Annotated in this window: 16 protein-coding genes and 2 pseudogenes; 10 read left to right on the plus strand and 8 right to left on the minus strand. The window is 71.4% G+C overall.

The features are described from left to right. Positions 1-37 precede the first annotated feature (37 nt). The 3 genes from QQS16_RS39065 (at position 38) to QQS16_RS39075 (ending at position 2,947) form a co-directional block, all read left to right on the plus strand. Positions 38-1,333: a homoserine dehydrogenase gene (locus tag QQS16_RS39065; RefSeq protein ID WP_286067344.1), complete on the plus strand. Its 1,296-nt coding sequence runs from the start codon at positions 38-40 to the stop codon at positions 1,331-1,333. Between the two features lie 463 nt (positions 1,334-1,796). Continuing rightward, positions 1,797-2,429: a DUF2461 family protein gene (locus QQS16_RS39070; protein WP_286067346.1), complete on the plus strand. Its 633-nt coding sequence runs from the start codon at positions 1,797-1,799 to the stop codon at positions 2,427-2,429. Positions 2,430-2,731: 302 nt separating this feature from the next. Next, positions 2,732-2,947 carry a hypothetical protein gene (locus QQS16_RS39075; protein ID WP_286067348.1) on the plus strand — a complete coding sequence of 72 codons (216 nt, stop codon included), beginning with the start codon at positions 2,732-2,734 and terminating at the stop codon, positions 2,945-2,947. A gap of 707 nt (positions 2,948-3,654) precedes the next feature. Here the strand turns inward: QQS16_RS39075 and QQS16_RS39080 are convergent. Then, positions 3,655-4,233 (minus strand): annotated as a pseudogene (locus tag QQS16_RS39080) (SDR family NAD(P)-dependent oxidoreductase); the annotation flags it as partial. 140 nt (positions 4,234-4,373) lie between these two features. Here QQS16_RS39080 and QQS16_RS39085 point away from each other — a divergent pair. The 4 genes from QQS16_RS39085 (at position 4,374) to QQS16_RS39100 (ending at position 8,372) form a co-directional block, all read left to right on the plus strand. Continuing rightward, positions 4,374-5,279 (plus strand): NADP-dependent oxidoreductase, encoded by a 906-nt coding sequence (locus QQS16_RS39085; RefSeq protein ID WP_286067350.1) that lies wholly within the window; start codon positions 4,374-4,376, stop codon positions 5,277-5,279. A gap of 75 nt (positions 5,280-5,354) precedes the next feature. Next, positions 5,355-6,416, plus strand: coding sequence for an alkene reductase (locus QQS16_RS39090; protein WP_286067352.1), 1,062 nt, complete (start codon positions 5,355-5,357; stop codon positions 6,414-6,416). Positions 6,417-6,427: 11 nt separating this feature from the next. Then, positions 6,428-6,907 (plus strand): MarR family winged helix-turn-helix transcriptional regulator, encoded by a 480-nt coding sequence (locus tag QQS16_RS39095; protein ID WP_286067353.1) that lies wholly within the window; start codon positions 6,428-6,430, stop codon positions 6,905-6,907. Between the two features lie 544 nt (positions 6,908-7,451). After that, entirely contained in the window at positions 7,452-8,372 is a 921-nt protein-coding gene (locus QQS16_RS39100; protein WP_286067355.1) for an SDR family oxidoreductase, read from the plus strand. A gap of 108 nt (positions 8,373-8,480) precedes the next feature. Here QQS16_RS39100 and QQS16_RS39105 read toward each other — a convergent pair whose 3' ends face one another. The 3 genes and pseudogenes from QQS16_RS39105 to QQS16_RS44110 all read right to left on the minus strand — a co-directional run. Then, positions 8,481-9,134 (minus strand): hypothetical protein, encoded by a 654-nt coding sequence (locus QQS16_RS39105; protein ID WP_286067357.1) that lies wholly within the window; start codon positions 9,132-9,134, stop codon positions 8,481-8,483. Between the two features lie 405 nt (positions 9,135-9,539). Next, a complete protein-coding gene (locus QQS16_RS39110) occupies positions 9,540-10,316 on the minus strand; it encodes a DUF2637 domain-containing protein (protein ID WP_286067359.1) in 777 nt (258 codons plus the stop codon). Between the two features lie 543 nt (positions 10,317-10,859). Continuing rightward, positions 10,860-10,985 (minus strand): annotated as a pseudogene (locus tag QQS16_RS44110) (ADP-ribosylglycohydrolase family protein); the annotation flags it as partial. Positions 10,986-11,151: 166 nt separating this feature from the next. Here QQS16_RS44110 and QQS16_RS39120 point away from each other — a divergent pair. Then, a complete protein-coding gene (locus tag QQS16_RS39120) occupies positions 11,152-11,325 on the plus strand; it encodes a hypothetical protein (RefSeq protein WP_286067362.1) in 174 nt (57 codons plus the stop codon). 109 nt (positions 11,326-11,434) lie between these two features. Next, on the plus strand, positions 11,435-11,659 hold the full coding sequence (locus tag QQS16_RS39125; RefSeq protein WP_286067364.1) for a hypothetical protein: 225 nt from the start codon (positions 11,435-11,437) through the stop codon (positions 11,657-11,659). Between the two features lie 114 nt (positions 11,660-11,773). Here QQS16_RS39125 and QQS16_RS39130 read toward each other — a convergent pair whose 3' ends face one another. Together QQS16_RS39130 and QQS16_RS39135 are read right to left on the minus strand one after the other, a co-directional pair. Beyond that, positions 11,774-12,031 carry an XRE family transcriptional regulator gene (locus QQS16_RS39130; RefSeq protein ID WP_286067366.1) on the minus strand — a complete coding sequence of 86 codons (258 nt, stop codon included), beginning with the start codon at positions 12,029-12,031 and terminating at the stop codon, positions 11,774-11,776. A 175-nt stretch (positions 12,032-12,206) separates the two neighbouring features. Then, positions 12,207-13,943 carry a SpoIIE family protein phosphatase gene (locus QQS16_RS39135; RefSeq protein WP_286067368.1) on the minus strand — a complete coding sequence of 579 codons (1,737 nt, stop codon included), beginning with the start codon at positions 13,941-13,943 and terminating at the stop codon, positions 12,207-12,209. A gap of 65 nt (positions 13,944-14,008) precedes the next feature. On the opposite strand from QQS16_RS39135, the gene QQS16_RS39140 reads away from it, so the two are divergent. Continuing rightward, positions 14,009-14,161: a hypothetical protein gene (locus tag QQS16_RS39140; RefSeq protein WP_286067370.1), complete on the plus strand. Its 153-nt coding sequence runs from the start codon at positions 14,009-14,011 to the stop codon at positions 14,159-14,161. 386 nt (positions 14,162-14,547) lie between these two features. Here the strand turns inward: QQS16_RS39140 and QQS16_RS39145 are convergent, their stop codons facing one another. Both QQS16_RS39145 and QQS16_RS39150 read right to left on the minus strand, forming a co-directional pair. Further along, positions 14,548-15,876, minus strand: a complete 1,329-nt coding sequence (locus QQS16_RS39145) for a diacylglycerol/lipid kinase family protein (protein ID WP_353479763.1) — start codon at positions 15,874-15,876, stop codon at positions 14,548-14,550. A 120-nt stretch (positions 15,877-15,996) separates the two neighbouring features. Continuing rightward, positions 15,997-16,482, minus strand: coding sequence for a DUF7144 family membrane protein (locus QQS16_RS39150; RefSeq protein WP_286067372.1), 486 nt, complete (start codon positions 16,480-16,482; stop codon positions 15,997-15,999). Between the last annotated feature and the right edge of the window lie 19 nt (positions 16,483-16,501).

The raw sequence follows: 16,501 nt of genomic DNA on the forward strand, positions 1-16,501 counted from the left end.
TCGCACACACATCGGCTCTGGAGTGGAGTAGTCGGATATGCGCACACTGAAGGTAGCGCTGCTGGGCTGCGGAACAGTCGGCGGTGAGGTCGCCCGCCACCTGACGGGGCATGCCGCCGAACTCGCCGGCCGCATCGGTGCCCCGGTGGAGCTGGCCGGGATCGCCGTCCGCAGAACCGGTTTGGCGCGCCCCGGTGTCCCGGACCGGCTCGTCACCACCGACGCCGACGCGCTGGTACGGCGAGGCGACATCGACGTCGTCATCGAGGTCATCGGCGGGACCGATCCCGCCCGCGGCCTCATCACGGCCGCGTTCGCGCACGGAGCGTCCGTGGTCAGCGCGAACAAGGCGCTGATCGCCGCGGAGGGCGCCGAGTTGCACGCCGCCGCGGCGGCACGGGGCGTGGACCTGTACTACGAGGCCGCGGTGGCCGGCGCCGTCCCGCTGCTGCGGCCGTTGCGCGAGTCCCTCGCCGGGGACAGGGTCAACCGGGTGATGGGCATCCTCAACGGCACCACCAACTTCATCCTCGACAAGATGCACTCCGCCGGTTGGGACTACCCCCGGGCGTTGAAGGAGGCGACGGCTCTCGGTTATGCGGAGGCCGACCCCACCGCCGACGTCGAGGGGTACGACGCCGCCGCCAAGGCCGCCATCCTCGCCGGTTTCGCCTTCGGCGCCCGAGTACCTGTCGACGCGGTGCACCGCGAGGGCATCACGGCGATCACCGCGGCCGACATCGACGACGCCAAGGCCGCGGGCTGTGTGATGAAACTCGTCGCCGTCTGCGAGCGCGGCGCCGATGGCCTGTCCGTCAACGCCCGCGTGCACCCGGCGATGATCCGGTCCGACCACCCGCTCGCCTCCGTGCGCGGCGCCTACAACGCCGTCATGGTGGAGGCCGACGCGGCAGGGGAGCTGACGTTCCACGGCCCGGGAGCGGGCGGAGCACCCACCGCCAGCGCCGTGCTGGGCGACCTGGTCACCGTCTGCCGCAACAAGCTGGCCGGGGTCACCGGGCCCGGTGACGCGGCGCGGGACAGGCCGGCCGTGCGTCCCATGGCGGAGGTCGTCAGCCGGTACCACCTCAGCCTCGACCTCGGCCCGGACCTCGACACGAACGGTCAGGCCGACGTCCTCGCCGAGACGGCCACGGTCCTCAGCCGGTACGGCGTGTCCGTGGCGTCCCTCTCCCAACAGCGCCGGGACGGACGCTTCTCGCTGGCCCTGTCCACGCACCCCGCCACCCACGCCACCCTGTCCGCGGCGGTCTGCGCCCTGCGGGACATGGCCCCCGTCCAGAGGGTCACGAGCGTCATCCGCCTCGGCTGACCCGAACCACCCACATCCCCGCGTGGCGGGGAATCCGGTCACGGCGGGTGGCGCTCCGTCGCGGCCGCAGGGAACCAGTGCCGCGGCTCACCGGACGCACCGGCACGGGCAAGAGGGAGTGGTCCCGCGGCGTGATGGGGCTGCCGTGGCGGAAGGAGCCGCCCTGACACATAGGAGGGCACGAGCCGCGGTCCGCGCCCGCCGTCCAGGTACACGTCATGCTCCAGGAGACAGCCGATCTGCGGGTACGGCTCGCGGCAACGCACCTGTCGCCGCCCGGTCCGTCCCGGCCCCGCTCGCCCGGCTCCCGCTCTCCGTGTTGTGAGACCAACTCGCCCACCGCGCACAGCACATCGCACTGGCCGGCGAGCCCCGCCGCAGCCTTTCACCACGTCCGGGGCTGCGCCTTCCTGCCCCTCTCACTCTCCTCACACGTGCATCAGGGCTGAGCTATCCTGCGCGCATGCGCGGACAGTTCACCGGCTGGCCGGAGCAGGCCATGGACGTGTTGTGGCAGCTCCAGGGCGAACCGACGCACGCGACTCGCGAGCGTCACCGCGCGGACCGCGAACGCCTGGTCCGGCAGCCGATGATCGCCCTGCTGAACGCGGTCGCCGACACCGACCCCCGGTACGAGGACTTCTCCGTCTGGCACTACCGCACCGACTCCTGGTGGTGGCAGCACCAGGGCGCGGTGATCCGGCTCGGCCGCAAGATCGAGATCGGTCTCCGGTTCGACCTGGACGGCCTGCGGATCCAGGGCGCCTGGTGGTACCCCGACCCGGGCCAGGTGGACATGTTCCGCAAAGCCGTGGCCTCCGAGGGGAGCGGCCGCGAACTGTCCGCCATCGTCGAGGAGGTGCGGAGGAAGGGCTACGACATCACCGGGGACGTGATGAAACGCCCCCCGCGCGGCTATCCGACGGACCACTCCCGTACGAACCTGCTGCGTCACCGTTCGCTGATCGCCTTCCGTCCCCTCGGCTGCGGGGAGTGGCTGCACACCCCGGAGGTGGTCGACCGGGTCCTCCTGGCCGCCGCCGACCTGGACGCCCTGCTGATGTGGCTGGTCCGCCACGTGAAGCGCGCCGGCTGACACCCTCAGGACGCAATGCGCAGGGGATGCGGGTAGCCGGCCGCGCGCACGGCTCGCTGGGCCTCCGCGGTCGTCGGCCCGACGCCAGGACGGCGGCTGCGACGGGGCTCCGCGGGATCGGTCGCGGAAATAGGTCCCTGCCGACGAGGCAGGGAAACCAACCCTCTCGCGGAGAGCGACACCTACGAGCTGTACTCGGCACTCGTGCGCTCCCTCGCCCCCTCGACCTCGCCTACCTGCACATCGGCCACGGCGGCGACGACGAACTCCTGCACACCCTCCGCAAGCTGTGGCCGAGCGCCTTGGTTCTCAACCGGGCCGGCACCGACATCGCCACCCGCGCGAAGGACGTCGAGGACGGCGTGGCCGACATCGTCACCGTCGGTGTGATGGCACTCACCAACCCCGACCTCGTCGAGCGCGTACGCACCGGCGCACCCCTGAACACCCCCGACCCAGCCACCTTCTACGGCGGCGGCGAGGCCGGCTACACCGACTACCCCACCCACACCGCCTGACAATCCCCGGCGACACCGGCTCCGACGGGTCGGTATGTCCGCATGGTCTCACGGATTGCCGGTGTGCCTGAGGGATGTGCTCCGTCGGCGCGCGTCAGTCGGCCGCCTCGCCGGCTTGTGATGGACAGCCGACCACCCGGAACGGCGGTGGCGGAGGGTGAGGCGAGACCGTCCGCGCTGATCCGTACGGGCTTGTACGTGCCGCTTGGGTAGAGCACCACGATCCCTTCCGGACCATTGTTTCGAGGAGGAGCCGTTCTGGGCCGCGAAGACCACATCGGGCCGGGGGCAGGAAGCTGAGGTCGTCGATGTCGGGCCGGCCGCCCGCGACCAGGCGGATGGGACCGGCCGTGCCGGCGCCGGCGACCGGTACCCGTAGCAGCGTTCCCTTGTTGCATCGCTGACCCACAGGGCGCCGTCGGGGATGCTGAGTCCGTTGGCGCCGATCGGCAGGGCCTGGGTCGGCACCGGCGGGAGGGGCATCGGTCAGCCACGGGGTCACCAAGTCCGCCCGAGACCGGAACGGACCAGATGGTGCCCTTGAGGCTGTCCGCGATGTAGAGGTGACGTAGAGGGCGCGTCCGGCCGGGTCGACGGCCAGCCCGTCGGTGCCCGAGTCGACGGGCAGAGCGGCGATGCGCCGAGGGAAACCGTCCGGACGGGGCGTGTACACGCTGTTCCTGTCCGCGTTGCCCGGAGCCCACGGGTCAGGTAGGCAGGCGGTTGTTCTCGCGGATCTGCCTGTCGAACGCGACGGCGGGGACGAGGCGGCGCGCCCTGGTGACGCGTGAGGCCAGCGGGCCGGCGGTGTACCGCAGCTTCGGCTTCTTGTCGGTCGTCGCGGTGACGATCACTCTCGCGACCGCGCCCGTCGACGGTCACCACACGGCGGGGTCGCCGCCTGCCTTCATCGCGTCCGCGATCACCTCGTCGAAGACGCGCCGTCGCTCCGCGGACAGCGGCAGCGGGTGTCGGGCTGTGCGGCGTCGGTGTCGAAGCTGGTCCTGGTGAAGGCGGGCTGGACGAGGAGGACCCGGACGCCGTGCTCGCGGACCTCGTGGTCCAGCGACTCGGAGTAGCCCTCGATGGCGTGCTTCGACGCTACATAGAGGCCATGAAGGGCTGGGGGCGACCCCGAGGACGGACGAGATGTTGATGACGCGTCCGCCACCCTGGGCGCGCATGTGCGGCAGGACAGTCTTCGTCATACGGATGACGCCGGGGACGTTGATGTGCAGGACGTTCTGGGCCTGGGTGACCGAGTTCTCCTCGACGACGCCCGCCGAGAGGGTGGCCGCCCGGCGATGGCAAGCGGTGGCAGATCTCGCGCAGCTCCGGCGGCAAATACTTGGCTAGCCACATGTTTGCTGTTACGGTGATTACGTGTCCAGCCACCTAAACGGGTGGGGGCACGCGAGGAGTCGTCATGCAAGCCATCCTGTTCGACCGTTTCGGAGGCACGGAAGTGCTGCGCGAGGCGGACATAGAGGTCCCGCAGCCCGGCCCCGGGCAGATCCGCGTCCGCGTCAAGGCGGCCGGGCTGAACGCGCTGGACGGCAAGATCCGCTCCGGGGCCATGGAGGCCGCGTTCCCCACGCCGCTCCCCGCCGTCCCCGGTGCCGAGGTCGCCGGCGTGGTGGACGCCCTGGGTGAGGGCGTGCGGGACGTGAAGGTGGGCGACGAGGTGCTGGGCTGGTCGGACACCGGCTCGTACGCCGAGTACGCGCTGGCCACCACCGTGGCCCCCAAGCCCGCCGGCCTCGACTGGCAGCACGCGGTCGCGCTGCCCGTGGCGGGCGAGACCGCCGAGCGGGTGTTGAACCTGCTCGGCGTCACCGCCGGGGAGACGGTGCTCATGCACGGCGCGGCCGGAGCGGTCGGAACCCTGGCCGTCCAGCTCGCCACGACCCGCGGAGCGCGTGTCATCGGTACCGCCGGCCCCGCCAACCAGGACTACCTCGCCTCGCTCGGAGCCACCGCGACCGTCTACGGCGAGGGCCTGGTCGAGCGGGTCCGGGCGCTCGCCCCCGACGGCGTGGACGCGGTGTTCGACCTGGCCGGGAAGGGAGCCCTGGAGGACTCCATCGCCCTGCGGGGCGGCACCGAGCGCATCGTCACCATCGCCGACTTCCGCGCGCACCAGCTCGGCATCACCTTCGCGAGCGGCGGCCAGGAACGCTCGGCCGCCCGCCTGGCCGCCCTGGCCCAGGACGCCGCGACCGGCAAGGTCGTCACCACCGTCACCGCCTACCCGCTCGCCGAGGCCGCCACGGCCCAGCAGGTCAGCGACGCCGGGCATGTCCGCGGCAAGCTGGTCCTCACCCTCGACTGATCAAGCCGGCCCCTCCCTCCGCCAGGCCCGCTTTCCCGATCGCCATCTGTTCATCACCCCACCGAAGGACCTTCCATGCTGAACTCCCTGTGGACCCCGACCACCGTCGGTGCCCTCTCCCTCCCGCACCGCCTGGTCATGGCCCCCATGACCCGTGACCGCTCCACACCTGAAGGCGTACCGACCGAGCTGAACGCCGAGTACTACAGCCAGCGGGCCTCGCACGCGCTCATCATCACCGAGGGCACCCAGCCCAACGCCGACGGCCAGGGCTACCTGCTCACCCCCGGCATCTACTCCGAGGAACACATCGCCGGCTGGCGCAAGGTCACCGACGCCGTGCACGCGGCCGACGGCCGGATCGTCATCCAGCTGATGCACACCGGACGCATCGCCCACCCCGACAACACGCCCCACGGGCGCCTGCCGGTCGGCCCTTCGGCGATCCAGCCGGAGGGCACGATGTTCACCGCGTCCGGGCCCCAGGAGATGCCGATACCCCGTGCCCTGTCGACGCAGGAGGTCGCCGCCACGGTCGACGACTTCCGGCGCGCCGCGGCGGCCGCCATCGCGGCCGGCGCCGACGGCGTCGAGATCCACGGCGCCAACGGCTACCTGGTGCACCAGTTCCTGTCCGACAGCACCAACCAGCGCACCGACCGCTACGGCGGCTCCCTCGACAACCGCATCCGCTTCGCCGTCGAGGTCGCCGCCGCCGTGGCCGAGGAGATCGGCGCCGACCGCACCGGCCTGCGTATCTCCCCCGGGAACCCGTACAACGACATCGCCGAGTCCGACACCGCCGAGCTGTATCCGGCGCTCATCCGCGCCCTCGGCCCGCTCGGCCTCGCCTACCTCCACATCCTCCACGCGGGCGACGATGAGCTGCTGGGCACCCTGCGCGCGCTGTGGCCGACGAAGCTGATCCTCAACCGGGCCGGCACCGACCTGCCCACCCGCGCCAAGGACATCGACGACGGCACGGCGGACCTCGTCTCCGTCGGCGCCCTCGCGCTGGCCAACCCGGACCTGGTCGAGCGGCTGCGCTCCGACGCGCCGCTGAACACCCCCGACCCGGCGACGTTCTACGGCGGCGGCGAGGCCGGCTACACCGACTACCCCACCCGCACCGCCTGAAGACCCGCGCCATGCCCGCCCCCACACCTCGCACCCCCGCGACGGCCGGCGAGGGGCCGATGAGCTACGCGATCTTCCAGCTCGCCCGCGCTCACCGGGCCCGTGCCGCCGCCATGCTCCGCGAGATGGACCTGCATCCCGGCCAGGAACTGCTGCTGACGCACCTCCTGGACCGGGACGGGCAGACCCAGTCCGAGCTGCTCGACAGCGTCGGCCTGGACCATTCCACCGTCTCCAAGTCGCTGCGCCGCATGCAGGACGCGGGCCTGCTCGTCCGCGAGCCGGCCGCCCACGACCGGCGCGTCATGGTCGCCCACCTCACCGACAAGGGCCGTGCCCTGCGCGAGCCACTGGCAGCGATGTGGCGGACCCTGGAGGCAACCTCCGCGCGGAACCTGTCGGCGCGGGAGGCGGAGTCCTTCATCCGCACCGCCTACGACATCGCCGACGCGATCAACAACGCCGCTCTGCCCCGGGAGGAGTCCGGGTGACTCCCCTCGGCTTGCAGCCCGGTTCCGGTCCGGAGTACGCCTCGTTTCCGGCGTTCCCGCGGAGTGGGCAGTGCTGCGGCGCACTCGCCGCACGAAGGCCCGTGCTGAACGGAGCCAGCTTCCCGACGGCCGGAAATACAAGGCCCGGTGAGCTGAGCCGGCGGATGGGGCGGTCGCCCCGCTCACCCCCGTACGTCAGGAAGAACAGGGACGAGCGGAGCTTCAGCGTCAGCAGCGAGTGCGCTGTCCCGGTGGAAGCAGGACGGAACGCATCCCGGGGAGCAGGGCAACACCCCCCCGCGGAGCCGGCGAGCCGTTCCCCGTCACCGGTCGGCCGCACATCGGGACCGGCCGCATCACCCGAGTCCGGGTCGCCTTCGATGTCGGCAGCCACCGCGGGCCGGCGGTGACCCCCGTCGCGGATCCGCCCGCCGGAGGGCCCGGCCCCGAGAGGCCAGGCCCTCCGGCGCCCACGTCCGGGGCCACCGACGCACCTCCCGCCCGAACCCCCGCCCACTACTGACCTGATGGAAGTGAGACCCCCATGGCCACCACCCGCTCCACCACCCTCCCGGTCCTCGTCGTCGGCGCGACCGGCTCCCTCGGCGGCAAGGTCGTCGACGAACTGCTCAAGCGCGGCAAGAACGTCCGTGCCCTGGTCCGGCCGGCCACCGACGCGAGCAGGCTCGAGGAGCGGGGTGTCGAGATCGCCCGTGGCGACATGCTCGACCTCGACTCGCTCGTCACCGCCATGAACGGCGCCGATGCCGTCATCACCACCGCCGCCGGCTACACCCGCGGCGGCAAGAACGCCCACGCCATCGACACCGTCGGCAACGCCAACCTCGCCGAGGCCGCCCACCGCGCCGGCATCCGACGGTTCGTCCTGACCAGCATCCTCACCAGCGACCAGACGCCCCAAGTCCCGCACTTCTGGCACAAGAAGACCGCCGAGGACAAGCTCGAACAGCTCGGCGTCCCGTTCGTCGCACTGCGCCCGGGGGCCTTCCTCGACCAGGTCGCCACCATGGCGGGCAACCCGATCGACAAGGGCCGCCTGATCTGGATGGCCAAGGCCACCGTCCCGCTGACCTTCGTCCACACCTCCGACCTCGCGGCCTACCTGGCGGCCGCGGTCGACGCCCAGGCCGCCAACGGTGAGCGCATCGACATCGGCTGGGACCGCCCGGTCAGCATGCGCGAGGTGGCCCACCTGATGGGCCGCCGGGCCGGAAAGAAGATCAAGGTGTGGGCCGTCCCCTCCATCGTCGTCCGCGCCGCAGGAGCCGTCGTGGGCCGCTTCAACCCGGTGGTCAAGGACATGGCCGCGATGTTCGGCTGGTTCGACACCGGACGCTACGTCGCCGACCCCCGCCGCCAGGAGCAGCTGTTCGGCCCCGCCCCCACCGCCGAGGACGCCCTCGCCCGCTACACCGACCAGCTGGCCACCGCACAGCACCGGTGATGGCTCCCGGCGCACAGCAGTCAGGCTCCCGTGTCCTCCGCTCCGACGTCCGACGACGACCAGTGATCCACCATCCGCCGACACGGTGAACCCCAGGCCGGCCCGGCTTCACCGGATGCGCTTCGCCGGCTCGGTGGCGCTGTCGGCGCGGTGGCGGGGGACCGAGGCCTCGCGCAGGGTCGGGTGGCGGCCGGGCGGGGGGCGGAGAGTGAAGTGGTCGAGGGAGAGGACATAGGCGGTGGCGTCGTCGAGAACGGTCGGCTCGACGACCCGGAACGTCAACGTGTGCTCCCCGCCCGCGAGTTCCACCGTACCGAGATCCAGGACGGACAGGTCGCCCCAAGTCGGCGGCGACTCGTACCAGTGTGGCTGCGAGCGCGCGAGGTCGATGAAGGGGCCCTCGTCGACGGCCAGTTGGAGGTACGAGCCGTTAGCCTCGTTGTGCGGTGTCTCGACGGGGGCGGTCGCCACAGCGGTCAACGCGTACACGCGCGTGTGCGAGGCGCGGACGCGGTTCGTCGCGTACCAGCCGCTGTCCGACGGTGGCCGTTCGGCCGTCAGCAGGGCCAGGTGACGGCCGCCGGAGGCGCGGCGGTCGCGGGCCACCGGAATGTTCGTACGCGCCGGGGACTCGCCCGGCACCGTGATCGTCGGTGGGGCCGCCCGGGCCGTCTGTGCGGCCTGCGCCGTCGGAACGCCCGCAGCGGCCGTCACCACCGCACCGAGCCCAGCCGCCATCGCCGTACGCCTGTCGAGGTCCATGGTTCCAGCAGACAGGGACGGCGGGCGGGGAGTCGTCGTACGCGAGGGCGGTTCGTCCCGGAGGAGGGCTGGGGGAGGGCCCTTAGGGGGCGGCCGACGGCGATCAGGGACAGCGACGATGAGCAGGCGCCGGTGGTGGCGCGGTGGGCGGCGACGAGCGTGTTGATGCCGGTGCAGTCCGTGAAGGTGACGCCGCCGAGGTGCCGCGACCTCCGGCGTGAGGTGGGGCCGCGTGCCGCTGTCGCCGTCCACAAGGCGAGGCAGGATGGCCGTCGAGGAGTTCGCCGCACCCCTCGCGCCGCACCGCGGCCGGCTCCCTCCGTGCGCTGTACCGGCGATGCTTGTCCGGCCGACTCGGCGAGGGCTGTGACACCCGGCCCTGCCGAGTCGGCCTGGACTCGTCCACTACTGGCGGTGACGTGGCGTGCCCTGTCGTGGTGGGAGAGTCAAGGTGATCTGCCGGACGAGTTGCTGAAAGCACGCGAGGGACGCGAGGGCCGGTAGCGCGGCTCCGGCAATGCCGGTGAAGGTCCTGTCGGCCTGGGCCACGCACAGCATCATCGCGACGGAGGAGAACAACAGAACGATGAACCACGAGTGCACGGCTCGGCGTTGATGCAGGGCGGTTCGGAGGATGGAGAGAGAGGCCACCATCCAGGGGCCGTACACGAGAAGGGGCCACGAGTGAGCCATTCCGGCTCCCGTGCCGGACGTGATGTTCTGCAGAGGCCTGTAGGCCACTATGCCGCCGAAGACACTGACCATCGCCACGATGGCGGCGACGAGTGCGACGATCACAAAGCTGCCGGTCCGCAGCCATCCGAGCCGGACTGTGCGGACCGGCATCTTCCGATGCCCGGCAGAAGAGCGCCGGATGGGCGGCAGTTGGGCGGTGATCTGCGCCAGGTTCTCCACCGGGTCGGTGAAGCCGACGTTGTCGGACGGCGTTTCGCTGCGAGGTGGCGGCACCATGGCCGCCGGCTCCGCCGGAACCGCCTCCTGCAGGAGGTAGGCAAGTTCCTCGGCCGGGTCCCAGCCCGGGTCGAGTGGGGTCAGGGGGACCCCCAAGTGCACGGCGTCGCCAGGGCCGCCGTGCCAGCCGGTGCCCGGCCCGTCGGCGTATGTGTCGGAATACCACTCGCGTCGTCGTGCGAAGGAATGATCCACATAGTCGTTGTTCATAGGAATGCGTCCCCGTCACACGCCGTCGGGGCGACAGCCTGAGCTTCCTTGGCCGTTCCACCGTGAATTGAGTTCCTCCTGGAGTTCCTCCAGCAGTACGAGGAACTCGCGAAGCAGTGGCTCGGTTACCTGCCGTTCTGCCCACGCACCGTCACCGGTCCTGGCGTCCTGTGCCGCAAGCGCCGAGTATGCCACGCCGGGCGTGTGAGCCCATTTCCCCACTGTCACATCGCGGACCGCAGGCAGATTATCTGTCCTCGCGTCGCGTTGAGGCAAGCGAAGGGACCTTGCTTTCGTCATGTCCCGCTAACGCCACTCACATTCCTTCGGATACGCGGCAAAAGAGTGACCCTGGCGTAGATCAAGTATCAGGAGAGCGTTTCTTCATTAGAGTTCTATGGCGGTGCGTTATAAGCAGAACTGGTTGTCTTCCTCGAAAGCTGCTGGGCAGGAAATAGGATGCGCTGCCGGTTTCGAGTGCGTGTACGGGCGGCGGTCAGGTCGTGGGTGCGGCCCGGCCGTGCAGGGGAGAGCCACGCAGTCACCGGCACCAGGCGTGGGAAACCGCACGGAGAACGCTCCTTGGGGACCGAACTCGAAGGGGCCGCCCAGGGCGTCACCCACCGCTGATCCGACGACCGCGCCGGCGGCCCGCTGAATCCGCTTCATTCGCGCAGCTCAACCGTGCCGCTCCGACGGCCGCGCGGCCCCGTTCCTCCTTCGGCTCCCTGAACCGTCGGCGGCGAACGCGTCTCGTTCGCGGAGGTGCGCCGCCTGGACCATCCTGGGTCCGAGTCACCCGTACAGGTCACACAACGCCGCCCGACGCCGCCGCATGCGGCAACTGCCCGCTCCAGGACGCGATCTGACGAACGACGCGAAAGGCGGGCCGCTGGACGGGCTGCCGCGGGCCATCGAGGGCTGGCGGCCGGAGGACGTCGACGACGGTGTTGTCCCGTCCGCCGAGCTGTCGCGGTGGCCGCTCGTCGCACGACCCCTGCCGCGGTGAGCCGCGTACGCCTGGCCCGCTGCGATGTGCCGCTTCTCCTACTCGGGCGACAGCCCCTGACCACGGCAGTGCGCTCGCCGCGCGGGTCGGCCACGGGCACTCTGGGAAGGTGAGCAGCGCGCCGATCGTCGTACATCCGCCCTCCAGCACGGTCGGCCGGAGGGTCTCCGTCCACTCCCAGGGCCGGGACGAGATTCTCGGCACCGCCTACAGCGATCACGATCTCGTGGTGTTCCTCGAAGGCGCGGGCATCCAGGATCCCGACGGCATCCTGGACGACGACCGGTGGATCGAGTGGCGCGGCGGCCGCGCACACCAGTGGAGCGCTGCCTGAGCCGTCTGCCATTGCCCTACGGTTGCGTGCCAGGCGTGGCCGGCCTGGTGTACGCACCCCGACCATGAGCCCGACCAGCATCGGTCCGCGCGACGGGCTCGGCATGGCCGCTGGTCAGCGTGTCGGGGCGGGTGAGACCGAGGGCACCGCCGGGGGAGTGCGGGCGGCTTCGAGGACGTCGGGCAGGGGCAGGTCAAGGGCGTTGGCGAGTTCGGCCAGTTCCGCCTGGGTGGGGTGGACGGGGCCGTGGGCGCCGTCCTGGGCGAAGACGCGGATGCGGGGGGCGCGGATACCGGTCCGGGCGGCGAGGGCCTGCGCGTTCAGGTGACGGCGGCGCATGCCCTGCCGCAGCAACTGCGAGAGATCAGCCATCCACTCCTTCTGCCCGGCCCTGACCCGCTCATTCGCCTACGGCGCCGACAGGCAGGAGGCGTTCGTCGGTGGCCGGCTCCTGCGGTCGGCCCTTCCGCTCTCCGCTGCCTCGGGCCCGGCGGTCCAGGCTGCCGCATCTACTCCGGCAACATGCTGCCCCGTACGGGGTTTCGCGTCACTGGTCCTGGGCGGGAGGAGGAGTGCGTAGCGCGATCATGGCGACGTCGTCGTCGTTGTCGCTCGGGCGGACCTGGTTCAGCAGGGAGTCGCAGAAGGAGTCCAGGGGCCGGTGGGCGAGGGAGGCCGCGTGCCGGCGCAGTCGGTCCAGTCCATCGTCGATGGAGCGGTGGGGGGATTCGACCAGCCCGTCGGTGTAGAGCAGCAGCGTGGCCCGGGGCGGCAGGACCGTGACGGCGTCGGGGCGAGATCTGGTGACTCCGGTGCCGAGCAGCATGCCGTGCGCTTCGTCGAGGTAGCTGGCCTGACCGTCGTGGGTGACCAGCAGCGGTGGCGGGTGGCCGGCGTTCGTCCAGTGCAGGCGCCACAGGGTGTCCTCGCCCCGTGTGAGCCTGGCGAGGATCATGGTCGCCATGGGGACCTCGGCTATGTGCATCACCGCCTCGTCCAGGCGGGTGACGACGGCACTGGGGGCGGCGTCGGGGTGGGACCAGGCGAAGGCCCGCAGCATGTTGCGGACCTGCGCCATACCGGCTGCGGCGTCGAGATCGTGCCCGACGACATCGCCGATGGCCAGTGCGTGGGCATGGGCCTCCAGAGCGAAGGCGTCGTACCAGTCGCCGCCCACGGAGGAGGCGTCCGGAGCGGGCACGTACCGCGCGGTCATCTCCAGCCCGGGCAGGACCGGGAGCTGGGGCAGCAGGTGACGTTGCATCGTCTCAGCGACTTTGCGCTGGCGCTGGTACAGGCGCGCATTGTCCAGTGCCAGGCCCGCCCGGCGGGTGAGGTCCTCCAGCAGCGGCAGGTCGGAAGGGGTGTAGGCGTCATGCCGCCGCGCGCGGCCCAGGGTCAGGGCGCCGAGTACGTCGCGCAGCCCGCGAATGGGGGCGATGACAGCGGAGTGCATGCCCGTCTCGGTGAACAAGCGCTGCTGCTCGACAGCGATGCCCGAATCGGGCGGGCCCTGGTAGGTGGCGGGACCGGCGAGAGAGGAGGCCGCGCCGCGCAGGGCCCGGGACAGGGGCATCGGCGACTCTGCCGGCACGGGAGGCATCGGGCCTTGCAGGTCGTCACGCTCGACGAGAATGCCGTCCTTGTGTTCCACCACCAGGACGCGTCGTACTTCGTCGCGTTCGGTGAGGAGGTCGAACACTGCCCAGTCCGCCAGCCGTGGCACGGTCAGGGCCGCCAGTCGGTGCAGTGCCTCGTCCACGTCCAGAGTGGAGGTGAGCTGTGTGGTCGTCTCCGCCAGCAGGGCCAGGCGGTCCAGTTCCGTCAGCGGTGCGGAGTGCCACTCGTCGCTGTGGCGCACGTCCCCCTGCTTCGGCTCGTACAGCATCACCAGCGCCCCTGTCACACCCGGGCCGGGTGTACAGGGCGTGACCAGCCAGGACAGCTGGACAAAAGTGCCGTCCCCGTGGGCGAACCACTCGGCGTCGCCCCGCATGGTCTCCCTCATGAGGAGGGCCTTCCTGAGCTGGCATCGAGTGCGCGGCATCGAGTGCCCGTGCTTGTCCCGGTGCAGCAGGTCGTGGAAGTCCTGACCGACGAGTTCCGGGGCATCCCGGCCCAGCAGGCTCTGGGCTGCGCTGTTGACCGCGACGATGAGGCCGTCGTCATCGAGCACGATGGCGGACGCCAGCAGGATCTCCAGCGCTTCATCGAGCAGGGCGCCGGACCGGGCCTGATGCCTCGACGCGGCAACACCATCCCTGCCGCGAGCGGCGTCGTCCATGTCCCTCCTCCGTTCAGACCCGAATCCAACCACCTACCCAAACTGGACCACTGCATCCGTGCCGGATGCACCCACGACTGGCAGCACGCACGCTGAGCTGCTGGATCCTGCTCGGCCTCGCCCTGACGCTGATCGCCGACCGGCGCCGGCCCCCGCCGAGCCGCGGCCCCCGCCGAGCCGCCGCAGAACAGCCGGCCGCCCAAGCCCGACTGGTCTGACGAGAGGGAAGCAGAGGCGGCGCCGCCGTGCGCCGCCGCGAGCTTCCCGTGCCCCTTCGCTGCACCGGACCGGCAGCTCGACCGTGGTCACCCGACCGCGCGCGTGTGTGTCCGTGCCTGCTGTTCCGCCTCCGGGCGAAGGATCCGCACGCAGGGCACACGTATGGCTCCACCAGGGCATACGTAGGGTTCCACGGGCGGGAGCCCGACGATGATCAGGCGTTGGTTCCTGCTTGCGCCGACAGCCTCCTCGCCGTCAGCGGCACATCGCTCCGGGGCACCGGGCGCCTTCGTACTACAGCGGCATCCGTCTGGCGCAGGCCGAACGGGCAGCCCTCGGCCCGCCGGCTGCCACCCGTGTCTGGTGACCGCACGGGGCCTGGCCGTCACCCGGGCAGTCCGGCCTCGCCGTTGCCCCGGCCCGACAGCGGGTCTCGTTCCCTGTCCGGGAACGAACGGCCCAGCGCCAGCCGTGCCACACGGGGCCAGTCGGCCACCGCACCGCCCGCCCGGCGTGCACCGGGGCGGCGGCGCGGGACGCGGACCCTGAGTGCCCCGGGGGCGCTGCGGCACACGACGGGTGACGGCAGAACCACGTGTTCGCCGTCGATGCCGACCGGGAGGCTGTCCGCGCCGGCTTCGACGACGACCACCCCGGCGGTCAGCCGGATGAGTCCCCCGGAGCGCGGACCGCGCACGATGCGCGCTGCCTGAGCGGTGTCGCCGATCCGCACGCACACCACGCCGAGGAACCCCGAGTCCAGCCGCTCCCGGCGCCCCGGACGGGCGGCGTCGACGGCACGTCCGTAGGGGTTGTTGCTGACGAGAAGCGCCTGAAGCCGGTCGACGTGCGCTGCGTCGGCCCGCATGCGCAGCCTGGGCGCGCCCTCGCCGGTGAGGAGGCCGGGGAGGGTGCGCAGGGTCGTGCGGGTTTTCGCGTCCCGGTACGCGGGGTCGGTGACGACGGACGCGTAGGTGCCGAACGAGGCGTTGTTGACGAAGACCCGGTCCGCGGCGTACCCGAGGTCGACGCGGAGTTCGACCCCGTGGGTCAGGGCTTCCAGCGCGGACGCCGGATCGTCACGGTCGAGGCCGAGATCGAGGGCGAAGTGGTTGCGGGTACCGGCGGGAATCACCACGAAGGGGAGGTTGTGGCGGGCCGCGACCTCGGCCACCAGCGCCTGGGTGCCGTCGCCGCCCGCCACCGCCAGCAGATCGGCTCCCTCGGCGACGGCCTGCCGGGCCAGTTCGGTGATGTCCTGATGCCGGCCCACGTCGAGCAGGGTCACCCGGCAGCCCACGGCCCGGGCCTTTTCCGCCAGGTCGAAACGATCCACCTTGCCGCCGCCGGAGCGCGGATTCATGAGGACCCAGGGCGTGCGGGGCATCTCGGTGACAGCCTGTCCGGACTGCGCGGGGTCGGTGTGCCCGGGGCTCAGGGCCGTTCGTGCCGCCGTGACGGCCAGCAGCCACAGGCCCAGGGACAGCAAGGCCGGCCCCAGCATGCCGAACGTGGCGTAGAGGGCGAGGACAGCGATCGGCGCGGTCACCGACAGGGCCGCTCCGAGGGCCCGCAGCGTACCGGTGTGCGCGAGGGTCCACCACGCCCCGACGGCGGTGAGCGCCAGTCCGGCGATGCCGGCCAGCGCCCACAGCACGCTCCGCAGGCCGGCGGCGACGAGGGGCACCAGGATGCTGCCCAGCAGGGCGAGCACGGCGAGGCGAGCCCGTGCGGCGCTGCCCTCGCGTACGGCTGCGGTGCCCGCACGGGCCGGTCCTCTCGCCGCGTGCCGGCCGCCGCCGTGTGGTGCCACCTGTCGGCCCTTTCTTCCGCCTCACACCCTGTGCGAAGGACGCTCCTCGGACCGCGAACCCTTCTCGGACCGCGATCCCTCCTCGGACAGATCGAAGAGGTTGTCGCGCGGTACCACGCACAGGGCCCAGATGACGAAGCCCGAGATCGTGATCATCACCACGGACCAGACGGGGTGGTACGGCAGCGAGAGGAAGTTGGCGAGGATGACGAGTCCGGCGATGACCACGCCGGCGACGCGCGCCCACATGGCGGTCTGGAGCAGCCCGATACTGATGATCACGGCGACCGCGCCCAGGGTGAGGTGCAACCAGCCCCAGCCGGTCAGGTCCCACTCGAACACGTAGTTGCGCGTCGTGACGAAGATGTCGTCCTCGGCGATGGCCATGATGCCCCGGAAGATGTTGAGCAGGCCGACGAGGAAGAGCATCACGGCCGCGAAGGCCGTCAGACCGGTTGCCCATGTCCGCTTCGCCGTGTGTGCCGGCCGGGTGTGTGTCGCGGTCATAGTGCGCCTCGATTCATGG

Source organism: Streptomyces sp. ALI-76-A, assembly GCF_030287445.1.
In the GTDB taxonomy this organism is placed as follows: domain Bacteria; phylum Actinomycetota; class Actinomycetes; order Streptomycetales; family Streptomycetaceae; genus Streptomyces.